Origin of the sequence: Bradyrhizobium elkanii WSM2783, assembly GCF_000472865.1 — a bacterium.
GTDB lineage: Bacteria > Pseudomonadota > Alphaproteobacteria > Rhizobiales > Xanthobacteraceae > Bradyrhizobium > Bradyrhizobium elkanii_A.
Genome location: NZ_AXAP01000030.1, coordinates 67,991 through 84,172 on the forward strand (window position 1 = coordinate 67,991; position 16,182 = coordinate 84,172).

Consider the following 16,182-nt stretch of genomic DNA (forward strand, 5'->3'; position numbering starts at 1 on the left):
GCTACTTCTTGACCGCTGCTTCCGGCTTCTTGGCCGGCGTCTCCGGCGCGTCCCCGCGTACGGTGCCCACGCCGAGATAGATCAGGATCGGCGCCGCGATGAAGATCGAGGTGTAGGTGCCGACCAGCACCACGCCGAACATCATCACCGCGGTGAAGCTGTGGATGGCGTTGCCACCAAACAGCAGCAGCGCCAGCAACGCGAGCGTCACGGTGACGTGGGTGATGATCGAGCGCGACAGCGTCGAGTTGATCGATTCGTTGAGGAGCTGCGGCATCGGCATTTTCTTGTAACGCCGCAGCATCTCGCGGATACGGTCGTAGATCACGACCGTATCGTTGAGGGAGTAGCCGAGAATCGTGAGCAGTGCCGCGATGCTGGTGAGGTCGAAATCGACCTGCGAGACCGACATGAAGCCGATCGTCAGCACGATATCGTGGACGTTGGCGATCATGGCGCCGAGCGCGAACTGCCATTCGAAGCGGAACCAGAGATAGATCAGGATGCCGATGATGGCGACCATCAATCCAAGCATGCCGTAAGCCAGGAGCTCGCCGGACACGCGCGGGCCCACCACCTCGACGCGGCGATATTCGACGGAATCGCCGAGCGCGCCGCGGACCTTCTGCACGGCCTCCTGCTGCGCGCTGTCGCCGCCGGGCTGCTCCGCGACGCGGATCAAGACGTTGGCCGGGCCGCCGAACTGCTGCAACTGGACCTCACCGAGGTTCAAGGTGCTAAGCGTGGCGCGCATCGCCGCGATGTCGGCATTGCCGGATTTGGCCTGCACTTCCAGCAGCGTGCCGCCCCGGAAGTCGATGCCGAAATTCAGGCCGTGGGTGAAGAACAGCGTGATCGCGATGATCGAGAGCACCGCCGAGATCGGGAAGCTGATGCGGCGGAAGCGCGTGAAATCGAAATGCGTGTTGTCCGGGACGATGCGCAGCGGCGGCAGGATGCCGAGCGCCGCGACGACGGTCAGCACGGCGATCAGGATGCCAAGGCCAATGAGAACAAAATGAGTCACAACAGGCCTCTCAGATCGGCACGGTCTTTTGCGGCCGCTTCCACCACACCCACCACGCCACGATCAGCCGCGTGAGCGTAAACGCGGTGAAGACCGTGGTAATGATGCCGATCCCGAGCGTGACGGCAAAGCCGCGCACCGGGCCGGTACCGATGTAGAACAGCACTGCAGCGGCGATGAACGTGGTGATGTTGGAGTCGAGGATAGTCGCGAGCGCGCGCTTGAAGCCGGCATCGATCGCCGAGATCGCGTTGCGCCCGCCCCGCAGCTCCTCGCGGATACGCTCATAGATCAGCACGTTGGAGTCGACGGCGATGCCGACCGTGAGCACGATGCCGGCGATGCCGGGCAGCGTCAGCGTGGCGTTCAAAAGCGACAACAGGCCAAAGATCATCGCGACGTTGACGGCAACGGCGATGTTGGCGAACACGCCGAACAGCCGATAGGTGATCAGCATGAACACGATGACCAGGATCGAGCCGACATAAGCCGCCAGTTCGCCCTTCTCGATCGAATCCTGGCCGAGCCCCGGACCGACCGTGCGCTCCTCGATCACGGTCAGCGGTGCCGGCAGCGCGCCGGCGCGCAAGAGGATCGCGAGATCGTTGGCGGACTGGACCGTGAAGCTGCCGGAGATCTGGCCCTGGCCGCCCGTGATCGGCTCGCGGATCACAGGCGCGGAGATCACCTCATTGTCGAGGATGATGGCAAAGGGCTGGCCGACATTCTCGGTCGTGGCTTGGGCGAATTTCCGCGCGCCCGAGGTATTGAAGCGGAAACTGACGATCGGCTCGCCGGTGCGCTGGTCGAATCCCGGCTGCGCGTCAGTCAGGTCGCCGCCGGAGACCAGCACCTGTTTCTTGACGACGTACGGGATCTTCGGCGTCGACGCGCTCATCAGCAGTTCGGAATCAGGCGGAACCCTGCCCTGCTGGGCCTGGTCGGGCGGCACCGAGGTGTCGACCATCCGGAATTCCATCTTCGCGGTCTTGCCGAGCAGTTCCTTCAGACGTGTCGGGTCCTGCAGACCCGGCACCTGCACCAGGATGCGGTCGGTGCCCTGGCGCTGGATCACGGGCTCGACGGTACCGAGCTGGTTGACGCGGCGTTCGACGATCTGGATCGACTGCTCGATCGTCTGGCGGATGCGCTCGGTGATGGCAGCCTGCGGCACGGTCAGGCGGATCAGCCCGCCGCCGGCATCGGACACTTCGAGGCTGCGCTGGCCGCTGGAACCAAGCAAGCCGCCGAGTGGCTGCGAGAGCTCACGCAACTTGGAGAGCGCGGTCGGCAGGTCGGTATCGCGGCTGATCCGTACCTCCACGGCATCGTTGCGCGCGTTAAGACCGGTGTAGCCGATCTTGGCGTCGCGCAGCACGCGCCGCGCGTCGTCGCGGATCTGGTCGAGCTTCTCTTTCTTCACATAGTTGGAATCGACCTCGAGCAGCAGATAGGAGCCGCCCTGCAGGTCGAGGCCGAGCACCAGACGCCGCTGCGCCCACCCCGGCCAGGTCTTGACCTGCGATTCCGGGAAAAAGTTCGGCACGGCGCAAAGGCACACCACGAGCGCCGTGAGGATGATCCCCAGCGCCTTCCACCGCGTGAAATACAACATCGCCTTGACCTGTCAGATCGAAAATTGCGGCGCGACGATCACTTCGCGGATGTCTCGTCCTTGGCCTCGGCTTTTTCCTTCGCCGGCTCGCCCTTGGTGCGCACGCCCGAGATCATCTGCCGCATCTGCCGCACGCGGACGCCATCGGAGATTTCGAACTCGATCTGGTCGTCGTCGACCACCTTGGTCACCTTGCCGACGAGGCCACCCGAGGTCACGATGGTGTCGCCGCGGCGAATGTTTTTGACGAGCTCGGCATGGTCTTTCACCTTCTTCTGCTGCGGGCGCAGAATCAGGAAGTACATGATCACGAAGATCAGGGCGAACGGCAGAAGCGACATCAACATGCTGTTGGCATCGCCGCCGGCTCCGGCCTGGGCAAACGCAGGAGTAATCAGCATTCGGACAATCCTCGTGAGACGGGAGAAGGACCGGCGACGCCTGGCGCGTCAAGCCCGGTCCGGGCAAATTCGCGCGGACTATAGCGGCGGCCGGCCCAATTGCAACGTTAACAGCCCCTCATTTAGGCCGCTTGCGGCAACCGCCAAGGCCCGTTAAAGGCTGCCCCGTCAGGAACTGCGCAAATGTCGAAAAAAGCCAAAAAATCAGCGCCTCGCGCCATGCCCAAACTGGCCTCCAAAGGCCCCCGCAAAACCGCGACAAAAGGTCCGGCAGGCGCGCCCAACGGCGACACCGCGGAGCGGATCGCGAACGCCCTGGAAGCGATCGCGCGCCACCTCTCCGCCGCCGCCCCGGACTCCGACGCAAGCGAGCAGCTTGGCGCGGCCGATGCTTTCGTCTGGCATCCGGACGGACGGCTCTCGAACGTCGCCCGCGTCAGCCGCGTCGAGATATTCCTGCTCAAGGGGATCGACCGGATGCGCGACATCCTGATCGAAAATACCGAGCGCTTCGCCAACGGGCTGCCCGCCAACAACGCGCTGCTCTGGGGCGCGCGCGGTATGGGGAAATCCTCGCTTGTGAAGGCCGCACATGCCAGCATCAATCTCGACCGCAAGCCTGCGGACCGGTTGAAGCTGATCGAGATCCATCGCGAGGATATCGAGAGCCTGCCGATGTTGATGGAAGTGCTGCGCGCCTCCGATTTCCGCTTCATCGTGTTCTGCGACGACCTCTCCTTCGACGGCAACGACGCCTCGTACAAGTCGCTGAAGGCGGTGCTGGAAGGTGGCATCGAGGGACGTCCCGAGAATGTCATCCTCTATGCCACGTCCAACCGCAGGCATTTGCTCGCGCGCGAGATGATCGAGAACGAGCGCTCCACTGCGATCAATCCCGGCGAAGCGGTCGAAGAGAAGGTCTCATTGTCCGACCGCTTCGGCCTGTGGCTCGGCTTCCACCGCTGCAGCCAGGATGAATACCTCGCCATGGTCAGAGGCTATTGCGACCATTTCGGCATCAAGGTCGATGGCGAGGAATTGGAGCGCGAGGCGCTGGAATGGTCGACCACCCGCGGCTCCCGCTCCGGCCGCGTCGCCTGGCAGTTCACGCAGGAATTGGCCGGCCGGCTTGGCGTGAGGCTAGCGGGCAAGTAAGGCGCCCAGCATGGCGCGCAGAGCAGGCCACGATTTTGATCGTCATACGCGGGCTTGACCCGCGTATCCATCGATCTTCACAAAAGCGCTTTGTTCAAAGATGATTGCCGGGTCAAGCCCGGCAATGACGAAGACGGCCTCACGCCCCGTTGAGGAATTGCAGCGGATCGACCGGCGATGATCCCTTGCGGATCTCGAAGTGAAGCTGCGGCGAGCTCACCTCTCCCGACTGGCCCGACTTGGCAATCACCTGGCCGCGCTTGATCGTATCACCGCGCTTCACCAGCAGCTCACTGGCATGGGCATAAGCGGTGACGTAGCCGTTCGAGTGCCGCACCAGGACCAGGTTGCCATAGCCCTTCAATTCGTTGCCGGAATAGGCGACCACGCCATCCTCGGCGGCCTTCACCGGCGTGCCCTCGGGCACCGCGAGGTTGATGCCGTCATTGGATTTGCCGTTGGTCTTGGCACCGTAGCCGGTGATCACCTTGCCGCGGGCCGGCCAGCGGAAGGTCGGCAACGAGCTCGTGGTCTCGCTCGGCTTGACCGCCACCGGTTCCGCGGCCGGAGCAGGCGCTTCGACATTCGCCGCGGGCTGGACCAGCCGGGCGCTTTGCGGCTGGGCGGTCGCAACCACCTTCGGTGCCGGAGCGGCTGGCGCGGCAGCGGGAGCCGGCGCAACTGCCGGCGCCGTGGGCGCGGCCGCAGCGGTCTTGGCGCCCGGGACGGTCAGCTTCATGCCTGGGCTGAGCCTGGCCGACTGGTCGAGATGGTTGGCCTTGGCAAGCTCGGCCGGCGAGACGTGATGCTGGCGCGCGATGCTGTGCAGCGTGTCGCCCTTGTTGACGTAATGGACGCCTCCGACCGTGGCTGCGACCGCGACCGGCTTGCTTGCCGGCGGCGCCACGGCAGGTGCCGGCGCCGCCGCAACGGCAGCCGGACGCGGGATGACAAGCTGCTGGCCGGGCGACAGCGCGCGCGGCCCTTTGTAGCCGTTGGCGCGCAGGATCTCGGCTGTCGAGACGTTGTAGCGCTTCGACAGCACTTCCAGCGTATCGCTGGTGCCGACGATGATCGTAGTGCCGCCATGGCCTGCGGGCGCGCGCGCCACCGACTGCGGCACGGCGGCAGTCGTCTCGAGACGCTGCTGCTGGGGCGCCTCAAGGCGCGGCGGTTGTTGTGGCGGCGCATAGGATGCCACGCCCCGCCCGCCCCCTGATACGCCGGAGTTCGAGACCGGATAGGATTGCGGCGCAGCAACCGGCGGCGGCAGCGGCTGGGACTGATAGGGCTGGGACTGCGAATAGGGCGATTGCGGCCGCGCATATTGCGGCAACTCACGCCGCTCGACCGGCTGCTGCGGCACAGAGCCGGTCGCCTGGGGCTCGAAGGCGAAAGGATTGCTGGAATAGGAGTTTTGCGAGAAGCGCGTCGACATGTCGCCGCTGCACCCGGCAAAACCGACCGACATCAGCGCCAGCACCGTCACCTGCGGGACGCGGCGCGAGCGAAGCAACTCGACAAGAGCGGACATGGTTACTCACTCGTACGCAACAAAATACTGTTTTGAGTAAACACGTACCGAGTAAATAACCGCTTAACCTTCGGAATAAGGTATTGGCGCGAGGCAGCAATCCCCAGCCTCTACAGTTCCCGCGCCACCCCCGGCAGGGCCGGCACGAAGCGCACATCGACCAGTTCCTTGCGCTCGAAGCCGGTCTCGGTCCTGGTCACCCGCACCAAGGTCTGGGTACCATGGTGTGGACCGACCGGCGCGATCAGGATGCCGCCGACCTCGAGCCGCTGCAAAAGCTTCTCCGGAATTTGCTCCATCGCGGCGGTGACGATGATGCGGTCGAAATCGCCACCCCCGGCAGGCACGTCGAAGCCGTCGCCAAGCATGACCTCGATATTGTAGTAGCCGAGCTTCTCCAGCCGCTGGCGGGCCGTATCGGCCAATGTCCGATAGCGCTCGATGGTCAGCACATGCTTGCACAGCCGCGAGAGGACCGCGGCATGGTAGCCGGAGCCGGTGCCGATCTCGAGCACCCGGTGCTCCCGGTTGAGTTGGAGCTGTTCGGTCATGTAGGCGACCACGAAGGGCTGGCTGATGGTCTGCCCGCAGGCAATGCCGAGCGCGCTGTCGCGGTAAGCATGGTCGCGGTCATTGGCCGCGACAAACCGCTCACGCGGCACCTCCTCCATCGCACGAAGCACCGACTGGTCGCTGATGCCGCGCCGCCGCAGCGCGAGCTGAAACATCATTTTCTCGGGCGGCTCAGATGTGCTGGCCATAGCGGGTCTCGTAAGCTTGCTGCGCGGCATGGTTGCCGAGCACGATCCTAACCGATTAATGCCACACCAACTCGAAATCCCGCGTTGAGGAAAATTTCCCTCACGATCGCGTTCCCTCCCCGGAACCATAGCCATGGCGCGGCGTTGGCGAGCAAGTATTTTTATTACCCATATGATCGGCAACGACGCATGATCGAGGCTCTGTGAGGCGAGCATGAGTGCGAACGTTTACGTTGCGCCTGCGGGAGATATTTGCGAACGTAGCGCAGGGACAGGCAAGGATTCCGACATGACTACCGCACGGCCTGAGGGCTGTTCTGTGTTTCTCGTCGAGGACGAGGTCATGATCCGGATGATGGTCGCCGACATGCTGGAAGAGCTGGGTCACAGCGTTGCGGCCGAGGCCGGGGAAATTTCAGAAGCGGTCAAGCTCGCGCAATCGACTGAGTTCGACCTCGCGATCCTCGACGTCAATGTCAATGGCAAGGTGATCACGCCCGTCGCGGAATTGATCAACGCGCGTAACCGACCCTTCATTTTCGCGACCGGCTATGGCTCGTCAGGCCTGCCGGAGGAATACCGCGATCGGCCCGCGCTGCAGAAGCCATTCCAGCTTGAAACGCTCGCCCAACTGATCGACAGCACGCTGAAGAGCGCGCCGGTTTAGCATCGAATCCGCAGCCCGGATGAAGCGAAGCGTAATCCGGGGATCCCTCGCGCATGGATACGCAGGCCCCGGATTGCGCTTCGCTTCATCCGGCCTACGAACCCTATTTCAACGTCGATGTCAGCGTTTCCGAAAACGCTTCATCGGTGCGGTCAAGCCGCAGCGGTGTCACCGACACGTAGTGCGCCCTGAGCGCCGCGAGATCGGTGCCTTCCGCGGGCGTATCCATCATCGCCGTGCGCTCAAAGCCGATCCAGAAATATGGATTGCCGCGGCCGTCGCGGCGCTCGTCGATCTTCAGGAAACCGAGATTGCGCTTACCCTGCCGGGTGACGCGGATCCCCTTGACGTCGTCAGGCACGCAGGCCGGAAAATTGACATTGATCACCGTGTTCTTGGGGATGCCGGCATCCATCACCCTGCGCACGATGTCGGGGCCGAATTGCAGCGCGGTGTCCCAGAGCGGCTTTTCACGGGTCTCGATGCTGAATTCCTGCGACAGCGCGAACGACGGCAGCCCCAGAATGGTGCCCTCGAGCGCGCCGGCGATGGTGCCGGAATAGACCACGTCCTCGGCGACGTTGCGGCCCTTGTTGACGCCCGACAGCACGAGATCCGGCAGTTTGGCCCCGAGGATATGGCGTGCGCCCATGATCACGCAGTCCGTCGGCGTACCCCTGACGGCGAAGTGCCGCGGGCCGATCTCGCGCAGCCGCAAGGGATCGTTCAGCGACAGCGAATGCGATACGCCGGACTGGTCGAGCTCGGGCGCCACGACCCAGACATCGTCGGACAAAGCGCGCGCGATCTGCTCGACGACCTTCAACCCGGGCGCGTGGATGCCGTCATCATTGGTGCAGAGAATTCGCATCCGTCAAAATGCCCTGTTCGATCGCCTGTCTTGCCAAAGGTCTTAACCGGCAAACGCCGCAGAGGCAAACCCGGTGACTTGCGGGTTGTTACTGCTTCATCCGGACTCGCCAGGGACGCAGGAATTTGGCGCTGCCGGCGATCCGAAGCTGAGATCCAGTGGTTTTCCGCGGTGGCGGCTCAACGGCACCAGCCGTTGCAACCTCCGCTTTCCCGGCGACCGGCGCCTCGGGCGCCACGTCGACCTGAGCGGGTGCCGGCGGTTTCGTGTGGCGCTGCCGCGCGACCCAAAGCCCTTTGCCGAAATCTACCGGATCGAACCATTTCTGCGCGCCCAGATCGCCCGCGAGCCCCTCGTCCCAGAGCCTCGCGATCTCGATATCGAACTTTCCCTCGTGCCTTTGATCGATGAGCTGCATCCCGAAACCGGTGACGGCCCATTGCCGTCCGATCCAGTAGATGTCGCGATGCAGCGCCATCTTGCAGATTCACTTCACTTGTCGTGCTCGATCACTTTCAAGCCGCCCATATAGGGCTGCAGCACGTCGGGAACGGCAATCGAGCCGTCCTGCTGCTGATAGTTTTCCATCACGGCGATCAGCGCCCGGCCGACCGCGGTGCCGGAGCCGTTCAGCGTATGCACGAAGCGCGGCTTGCCATCGCCGGCGCGATAGCGCGCATCCATTCGCCGGGCCTGGAAATCGCCGCAGACCGAACAGCTCGAGATTTCACGATAGGCGCCACCATCGCCCTGACCTGAAAATTGTCCCGGCATCCAGACTTCGATGTCGTAGGTCTTCTGCGCGGAAAAGCCCATATCGCCGGCGCACAGCGTCATCACGCGATAATGCAGATCGAGCTGACGCAGCACTTCCTCGGCGCAGGCCAGCATGCGCTCGTGTTCGTCGCGGCTGGTCTCCGGCGTCGTGATCGAGACCAGCTCGACCTTCGTGAACTGGTGCTGGCGGATCATGCCGCGCGTGTCGCGGCCAGCAGCGCCCGCTTCGGCGCGGAAGCACGGAGTGAGCGCGGTCAGCCGCATCGGCAGCTCTTTTTCGTCGACGATGGATTCGCGCACCAAGTTGGTCAGCGAGACTTCGGCGGTCGGGATCAATCCGAGCCGTTCGCTCTTCAGCCGCTCTTCACCCGCCGTCAGCAGTTCGCCCTTGATCGCCCAGAACTGATCGTCTTCGAATTTCGGCAATTGCCCGGTGCCGAACATCACCTCATTGCGCACCAGCAGCGGCGGATTGATTTCGGTGTAGCCGTGCTCATTGGTGTGCAGGTCGAGCATGAATTGCCCGATCGCCCGCTCCAACCGCGCCAATCCCTTCTTCAGCACGACGAAGCGTGCGCCCGACAATTTCGCGGCCGCCTCGAAATCCATGTAGCCGAGAGCGCCGCCGAGATCGTCATGCGGCTTCGGCGCGAAGCCGTACTGCCGCGGTGCGCCGAATACGTGGTGCTGCACGTTGCCGTGCTCGTCGACGCCATCAGGCACATCCTGTGCCGGCAGGTTCGGAAGCGCGGCGAGTTGCGTGTTGAGCTCCTCATCGGCAACTTTTGCGGCGGCCTCGAGCTCCGGCAGCGAGGTCTTGAGGTCGGCGACTTCAGCCATCAGCTTGGCAGCGCGCGCCTCGTCCTTCGCCTTCTTGGCTTCGCCAATCTCCTTGGACGCCGCATTGCGCCGCGCCTGCGCCTGCTCGGACGCCAGAATTGCCGCGCGGCGCCTCTCGTCGATTGCCAGCAGCGACGGCGACAGGGGCGCAAAGCCGCGCCGGCTCATTGCGGCGTCGAAAGCTTCGGGGTTGTCGCGGATCGCTTTGATGTCGTGCATGACCACATTCCTACGTCATGGCCGGGCTTGTCCCAGCCATCCACGCCTCGATTGCACGGTCTGTAAAAGACGTGGATGCCCGGGACAAGCCCGGGCATGACGAATAACGCCCTACTCCGCCGGATTGGCGGCGTTGGGTGTGCCGCCGGTCGAGGCTTGGGAGGCGGCTGCCTTCTTTTCCACCATGCGCACGGCGATGATCGCGCCCTCATAGAGCGCCAGCAATGGGATCGCGAGCGAGGCCTGGCTCAGCACGTCCGGCGGGGTCAGGACCGCGGCAATGATGAAAGCGATGACGATGAAATAGCGCCGCTTCTCGCGCAGCATCTTCGACGTCACGATGCCGATACGGCCGAGCAGCGTCAGGATCACCGGAAGCTGGAACGCGATGCCGAAGGCGAAGATCAGCGACATCATCAGCGACAGATACTCGCCGACCTTCGGCAGGAGCTGGATCTGCGCTGTCTCCGCGCCACCCATCTGCTGCATGCCGAGCGAGAACCGCACCAGCATCGGGAGCACCACGAAATAGACCAGCATTGCGCCAGCCACGAAGAACACGGGAGTTGCAATCAGATACGGCAGGAACGCGTTGCGCTCGTGCCGATAAAGGCCGGGCGCCACGAACTTGTAGATCTGGGTCGCGACGATCGGGAATGAGATGAAGCCGGCGCCGAACAGCGCAAGCTTGAGTTGGGTGACGAAATATTCCAGCAGCGCGGTGTAGATGAATTTCGAATTATCCGGCCCCGCGACCCAGACGAACGGCCACACCAACACGTTGTAGATCTGCTTGGCGAAGAAGAAGCAGAAGAGGAACGCCACGCCGAATCCGAGCAGCGCCTTGATCAGCCGCGAGCGCAGCTCGATCAAGTGGTCCATCAACGGCGCCTTGCTGGCTTCGATGTCTTCGGCGCTCATGACGCTTTCGCGCTCTTTTGCATGTCGGGCACCTCAGGCGTGTCCTGCGGCGCTGCCGGCTCAGCTTCTTTGACGATCGCGAGCGGCTCGTTTGCCGCCGCGTGCGCCTCGGCTTCGACAAAGGTCTCCGGCGTGGGCGCTGCCGGCGTCGTTGGAATGACCGGCGTATCACTTTCCGATGCCGGCGGCAGAGCGGCCGGCGCATCCGCAGGCTTGACCTCCGGAGGCTTCTCGATGTCGCCGATCTGCATGGCGTCATTGACGTCCTTCTGCAGCGACGTCATGACGTTATTGCTGGTAAAGCCCGTGGCGGCTTCCTTGACTTCGTCGAAGCTCTTCTTGAGATCGGCCATCTCGGCCTCGCGCATGGCCTCCTGGAACTGGCCCTGGAATTCGGCGGCCATCCGGCGCGCCTTGCCCATCCACTGGCCCACCATCCGCAGCACGCCGGGGAGCTCTTTCGGGCCGATGGCGATCAGCGCGACGACCGCGATGACGAGCAGTTCACTCCACCCGATATCGAACATGAAAGATTCCGCTCACGCGCAAATGGCCCCCCGCCCTTCTAACAGGATTTGGGGGCGCGCGCGGTTTTTCTCAACGGGACGTCTAACTTAGACGGCCTTGCTGCCGACGTCCGACCGCGCTGCCGATGGCGCCGCGTTGTGATCGATGGTCTTCACCGGTTCGGCGGGCTTTTCTGCAGTCTTGTCATCGTCCTGCATGCCCTTCTTGAAGGCCTTGATCCCCTGCGCGACATCGCCCATCAGGTCGGAAATCTTGCCGCGACCAAACAGCAGCAGGACCACTGCGATCACCACGATCCAGTGCCAAATGCTAAGCGAACCCATCCTGCAAACCCTCCAAAGACGACCGGCGCACCGGCCTAAGCTTCGAGCGGAAAGTAGGCCCGCGGGGCGTCAAAAACAAGGACTCAAGCCGCGGCAAATCGCTGTCGCGGCTACGCAATATTGCTACCGTTAAGCTACGGCGTTCCGGCTGCGGAGGTTAGGCTGATTCCTTGCCATCATCCTCTGAAGCGCCACCGCCCTCTGAATCCGAATCCTTGGCGGCGCCCTCTGAGTCCGAATCCTTGCTGGCGCCCTCTGCGTCCGAATCCTTGCCACTGCCCTCCTCGGGCTCGGCAACCGGCGCCAGGAACAGTTCCAGATTGTCGCCGGGCTCGAGGGGATCCTCGTCCTCACGAAGCGTCGGATCGTCCGATGGCGTCGGAACATTGAAGCCGGAGGGCAGGCGCGAATCCAAGAGACCGGTTCCCTTCAGTTCGTCGAGACCCGGCAGGTCGCCGAGCGCCTCCAGGCTGAACTGCGAGAGGAACGCTTCCGTCGTGCCGAAGGTGAGCGGCCGTCCCGGCGTCTTGCGGCGCCCGCGGGGGCGGATCCAACCGGTTTCCAGGAGCACGTCGAGCGTGCCCTTGGAGGTGACCACGCCACGGATCTCCTCGATCTCGGCGCGGGTCACCGGCTGGTGATAGGCAACGATCGCCAGCACCTCGATCGCCGCGCGCGACAGTTTTTTCGTCTCTGTGGTCTCGCGCGTCATCAGCCAGGCCAGATCGCCTGCGGTGCGGAAGGTCCATTTGTTGGCAACGCGCACCAGATTGACCCCGCGCGGGGCGTATTCCGCCTGCAGTTGCGCCAGCGCAGCCTTGACGTCGACGCCCTCGGGCATGCGCTTGGCTAAGGTGGCCTGGTCGATCGGCTCGGCGGAGGCAAACAGCAGGGCTTCCAGAACCCGCAACTCCTCGGGCCGCGCCTGCGGATCGGTGACGTGCTCCTCGGCATCTTCCATGCGCTTTTCCGCCAGGCTTGCCATGGCTCGGTCTCCTTCTTCCACTTACTCGGCCGTAAGGTCCGGCGCGGTGGCACCGGGCACTTGCGGCAAACGCTTACGAAAATAGAGCGGCGCAAACGCTCGGCTCTGGTTCAGTTCCATCTCGCCTTCCCGCACCAATTCCAGCGCGGCAGCGAAACTCGACGCGAACACGGTCGCCCGCTGCGACGGTTCGACGACGTGGTTCATCAGGTACTCGTCGAGGCAGCTCCAGTTCTCGCTATCGGCCGCACCAACCAGCCGTTCCAGCGAGGCACGCGCCTCGGAGAGCGACCACACCGTGCGCTTGGCCAGATGTACGCTGGCCAATACCCGCTGCTGGCGCTGCGTGGCGTAGGCCGTGAGCAGGTCGTAGAGCGTCGCTGTGAACTTGGGATGCTTGATCTCGGCGATCGACTCCGGATTGCCGCGCGGGAAGATATCGCGCTGGAACTGCGGCCGGTTCATCAGCCGGTTCGCCGCTTCCCGAATCGCCTCAAGCCGCCGCAGCCGGTTGGCGAGCGCGGTCGCCATCTCCTCGGCGCTCGGCCCTTCCGCCGCCGGCGGCTCTGGCAACAGCAGTCGTGATTTCAGGTAGGCGAGCCAGGCCGCCATGACCAGATAATCGGCGGCAAGCTCCAGCCGGATCTTCCGCGCCGCCTCGATGAACTGCAGGTACTGGTCGGCGAGCGCCAGGATCGAGATCTTGGCCAGATCGACCTTTTGTTGCCGCGCGAGCGTCAGCAGGAGGTCGAGCGGGCCCTCATAGCCGCCGACGTCGACCACCAGGGCCGGCTCGTCCTCGCTGACTTCAGCCGGCCGGCCGGTCTCAAACGACAGAATTTCTGCGGTCATGCCGTACCTACTTGTCCTATCAAGGCATCCAGTTCGGCCCGTGCCGCCAGCCGGTCGAACGGAAGCGGCGGTTTCCGTGCTGCCAGCGCGCGCTTGGCGCGCTCGAGCGCCTCGCCGGTCAGTTCCGGCGCCTCGCGCGCAACTTCGCGCATCTCGTCGAGCTTGCCGTTGCAGTGCAGGACCATGTCGCAGCCTGAGCTGATGATCGCCCGGGTCCGCTCTGCGATCGATCCCGAGAGCGCGTTCATCGACACGTCATCACTCATTAATAAACCCTGGAACCCGATACCGTCGCGAATCACCTGTTGGATGATTGTCGCAGAAGTCGTCGCCGGTTGGGCGGGGTCCAGCGCGCTAAACACAACATGTGCAGTCATCGCCATCGGCAGGTCCGCAAGCGGCCGGAACGCCGCAAAGTCGGTCCGCTCCAGCTCGGACCTCGCCGTATCAACGGTCGGCAGCCGGAAATGGGTGTCCGCCGTGGCCCGTCCATGACCTGGTATATGTTTCAGTACCGGTAAAATACCACCCTGCTCCAGTCCGTCGGTAACGGCGCGGGCGATGGCGGCCACCTTGGCCGGATTGGTTCCATAGGCGCGGTTGCCGATCACGGCGTCGGCGCCTTCAACCGGCACATCTGCCAGCGGCAGGCAGTCGACGGTGATCCCGAGTGCGCCCAAATCGGCGGCAATCAGCCTCGCGCTGAGCCGCGCCGCGGCAAGCCCGAGCTGCGAATCGCGATCGTACAGCGCTCCAAACGCCGCTCCAGCGGGATAAACGGGCCAATGGGGCGGTCCAAGCCGCTGCACTCGGCCGCCCTCCTGGTCGATCAGGACCGGCGCGTCGGCTTGACCTGCGACGGAGCGGCATTCACGAACAAGTGCAGATACTTGATCGGGAGTTTCGACGTTCCGTTTGAATAAGATGAAGCCCCATGGCCGCTCGGCGCGAATGAACTCGCGCTCGGCATCGGTCAGCTCAAACCCGGATACGCCGGTGATGAATGCTCGGTTTACCATGCGGCCGATTAGGCCGCATGTATCCTGAGCGTCAAGGAAACCGCCGTTAATTCCTTTGGATGAGGCACTGCGGCCCGCCGGCGGCCTTCAAGCTGCTGCAAACCTGCGTCGCCTGATCCAGGGAGCTGAACGGACCGGCAAACGCCCGGTAGTACACACCCTTCTCGCCGAGATCGACGCGCTTCACGACCAGCGACTGCGAGCCGAGCACGCTTGGATACTTGCCCTGCAGCGCCTTGTAGGAGGACTGCGCATCCGCCTCGTTTCGTTGCGAGGAGACCTGAACGACGTACCCTCCGCTGCTTACGGTGGCCGTCGGATTGGTCGAAGCGACCCGGGTCGGCGCCGGATCGGGCTGAGGCGCGCCGGGCGCCAGCGACATCGGCGTGTTGGCGCTCGCATTGGCGGAGGCCGGATTGCCGTGTGACGGGTTCGCAGACGCCGTCCGCGTGACAGGCGCGGGCTTGGCCGGCGGAGGCGGAGCCGATCCCGGTACGCCGGCATCTGTCGCGTCGCCCTTGACCGAAAGCGTCCGGATCCGTCGCGGCTCATTGTTCGGCAGCGTGCCGCTCGTGGTCATCGGCGAAGCTGCCGACGGAGCGACGCTCGCCACCGGCGGCGGGTTGGCATTTTGGTTCAACGGCGGAAACACCACGCGGGGACCGGTATTGGAGGTGACGTCGACCGGCGTCTCCTCGCGCGAGATGAGCTTTTCCGTGCCGTCGCCGGACGCGATGCGGTCCGGCGCCTTGCCGGCACCGTCAGGCTGCGACATGATCTTGGTCGGACTGTTGTCGGCCTTGATGATCGGCGGTTCGCCACTGCGGGGCGAGCCGACATACGTCCGGTAGGCAAAGGCTGCGCCCGTGCCCACCACCGCGAGCGCGAGCACGGCTCCAACTGTCATCAGCCCGCTGGAGCGCTTGCGCGGCGGAGGCTCCTCGTCCTCGTAAGCGTCGTTCTGATATGCGTAGGGGTCGTCGGGATACGCCGCTTCGCGCTGAAAATCCTGCCCGCCGGCTTCGATCTGGCCATAGAGTGCATCGTCGTAGCGCGACGGATCAAGCTGCTGCGCGGGCTCATCGAGCGGCAACTCCTCGCGATATTCCGGCACCGGCGTGCGATATTCCGGCGTCGGCATCGGCGCCGCGGCGTGCTGCGCGGTGTAGCGGTGCACCGGGTGCACGGCGCTCGGGTGAAGATCCGGCTCTTCGTAGTCCTCCGACGGCCCAGCATAGTCCCGCGACGGCGCAGCATATTGCTGCGGTGGCGCGACCTCATGGCGAGCGCGCTGCATCCAGGGCGGTGGGCTGGCCGGCAGGTCCACCTCCTCATCCTCAGCCTGCGGCTGATAGGTCTGCGGGCGAACATTGGCCCGCGACTGCAGCGGACGCGACGCTGGCTGCAGAGGATGCGGCGCCGGCTGCGGCTTGGGCGGATTGGCGGCAAACGGATCGGCCTGCCCGATCAGCCGCGCCAGTTCGGCCAACGGGTCGCTTTCGGCCCGACCCGCGGCATTGCTGCCGCGATCATAGTCGAGGTCGGCGGGAAAAGTTCGGTTTTGATATCGATCAGCCATCGTGATCTTGCATCCCCTTCGGGACAGCGCCAAGTCGCCTGCAACTTCCTGGTGCGAACGAGTTGGTCCTGCCAAGTACCCCCACGATCCCCATCGCGAGAGGCTTCG

The 16,182-nt window shown here is 64.1% G+C and carries 17 protein-coding genes; 2 read left to right on the top strand and 15 right to left on the bottom strand.

What is annotated here, in order from left to right; genetic code table 11:
* Position 1: 1 nt before the first annotated feature.
* From secF to yajC, 3 genes are read right to left on the bottom strand one after another with little or no spacing between them, the layout of a single operon-like run.
* Positions 2 to 1,027, bottom strand: coding sequence for a protein translocase subunit SecF (secF, locus tag YY7_RS0124705; protein ID WP_028165586.1), 1,026 nt, complete (start codon positions 1,025 to 1,027; stop codon positions 2 to 4).
* A 10-nt stretch (positions 1,028 to 1,037) separates the two neighbouring features.
* Positions 1,038 to 2,642: a protein translocase subunit SecD gene (gene secD / locus YY7_RS0124710; RefSeq protein ID WP_028165587.1), complete on the bottom strand. Its 1,605-nt coding sequence runs from the start codon at positions 2,640 to 2,642 to the stop codon at positions 1,038 to 1,040.
* A gap of 38 nt (positions 2,643 to 2,680) precedes the next feature.
* A complete protein-coding gene (gene yajC / locus YY7_RS0124715) occupies positions 2,681 to 3,043 on the bottom strand; it encodes a preprotein translocase subunit YajC (protein WP_028165588.1) in 363 nt (120 codons plus the stop codon).
* A gap of 183 nt (positions 3,044 to 3,226) precedes the next feature.
* Here yajC and YY7_RS0124720 point away from each other — a divergent pair, with 183 nt between their 5' ends.
* Positions 3,227 to 4,198 carry an ATP-binding protein gene (locus tag YY7_RS0124720; RefSeq protein ID WP_028165589.1) on the top strand — a complete coding sequence of 324 codons (972 nt, stop codon included), beginning with the start codon at positions 3,227 to 3,229 and terminating at the stop codon, positions 4,196 to 4,198.
* Positions 4,199 to 4,337: 139 nt separating this feature from the next.
* On the opposite strand, the gene YY7_RS0124725 is transcribed toward YY7_RS0124720, so the two are convergent.
* Positions 4,338 to 5,732 carry a peptidoglycan DD-metalloendopeptidase family protein gene (locus YY7_RS0124725; protein ID WP_028165590.1) on the bottom strand — a complete coding sequence of 465 codons (1,395 nt, stop codon included), beginning with the start codon at positions 5,730 to 5,732 and terminating at the stop codon, positions 4,338 to 4,340.
* 110 nt (positions 5,733 to 5,842) lie between these two features.
* On the bottom strand, positions 5,843 to 6,493 hold the full coding sequence (locus YY7_RS0124730) for a protein-L-isoaspartate(D-aspartate) O-methyltransferase (RefSeq protein WP_028165591.1): 651 nt from the start codon (positions 6,491 to 6,493) through the stop codon (positions 5,843 to 5,845).
* Positions 6,494 to 6,782: 289 nt separating this feature from the next.
* On the opposite strand from YY7_RS0124730, the gene YY7_RS0124735 reads away from it, so the two are divergent.
* Entirely contained in the window at positions 6,783 to 7,160 is a 378-nt protein-coding gene (locus YY7_RS0124735) for a response regulator (RefSeq protein WP_028165592.1), read from the top strand.
* Positions 7,161 to 7,263: 103 nt separating this feature from the next.
* Here YY7_RS0124735 and surE read toward each other — a convergent pair whose 3' ends face one another.
* From surE to YY7_RS0124785, 10 genes are all read right to left on the bottom strand, one after another.
* Positions 7,264 to 8,031, bottom strand: coding sequence for a 5'/3'-nucleotidase SurE (surE, locus tag YY7_RS0124740; RefSeq protein WP_028165593.1), 768 nt, complete (start codon positions 8,029 to 8,031; stop codon positions 7,264 to 7,266).
* Between the two features lie 88 nt (positions 8,032 to 8,119).
* A complete protein-coding gene (locus YY7_RS0124745; protein ID WP_028165594.1) occupies positions 8,120 to 8,509 on the bottom strand; it encodes a hypothetical protein in 390 nt (129 codons plus the stop codon).
* Between the two features lie 14 nt (positions 8,510 to 8,523).
* Entirely contained in the window at positions 8,524 to 9,867 is a 1,344-nt protein-coding gene (gene serS, locus YY7_RS0124750; protein WP_028165595.1) for a serine--tRNA ligase, read from the bottom strand.
* Positions 9,868 to 9,978: 111 nt separating this feature from the next.
* Entirely contained in the window at positions 9,979 to 10,788 is an 810-nt protein-coding gene (gene tatC, locus YY7_RS0124755) for a twin-arginine translocase subunit TatC (protein ID WP_028165596.1), read from the bottom strand.
* Entirely contained in the window at positions 10,785 to 11,315 is a 531-nt protein-coding gene (gene tatB, locus YY7_RS0124760; protein ID WP_028165597.1) for a Sec-independent protein translocase protein TatB, read from the bottom strand. Before tatB ends, tatC begins: the two co-directional genes overlap by 4 nt.
* 87 nt (positions 11,316 to 11,402) lie before the next feature.
* Positions 11,403 to 11,639, bottom strand: coding sequence for a twin-arginine translocase TatA/TatE family subunit (locus YY7_RS0124765; protein ID WP_028165598.1), 237 nt, complete (start codon positions 11,637 to 11,639; stop codon positions 11,403 to 11,405).
* 157 nt (positions 11,640 to 11,796) lie between these two features.
* Complete coding sequence (gene scpB, locus YY7_RS52615; protein WP_051396879.1) at positions 11,797 to 12,624, bottom strand: SMC-Scp complex subunit ScpB; 828 nt, start codon at positions 12,622 to 12,624, stop codon at positions 11,797 to 11,799.
* 21 nt (positions 12,625 to 12,645) lie between these two features.
* Positions 12,646 to 13,476 carry a segregation and condensation protein A gene (locus YY7_RS0124775; protein WP_028165599.1) on the bottom strand — a complete coding sequence of 277 codons (831 nt, stop codon included), beginning with the start codon at positions 13,474 to 13,476 and terminating at the stop codon, positions 12,646 to 12,648.
* Positions 13,473 to 14,495 (bottom strand): beta-N-acetylhexosaminidase, encoded by a 1,023-nt coding sequence (nagZ, locus tag YY7_RS0124780; protein WP_028165600.1) that lies wholly within the window; start codon positions 14,493 to 14,495, stop codon positions 13,473 to 13,475. The genes YY7_RS0124775 and nagZ overlap by 4 nt, the downstream gene beginning before the upstream one ends.
* 46 nt (positions 14,496 to 14,541) lie before the next feature.
* Positions 14,542 to 16,074: an SPOR domain-containing protein gene (locus YY7_RS0124785; protein WP_028165601.1), complete on the bottom strand. Its 1,533-nt coding sequence runs from the start codon at positions 16,072 to 16,074 to the stop codon at positions 14,542 to 14,544.
* Between the last annotated feature and the right edge of the window lie 108 nt (positions 16,075 to 16,182).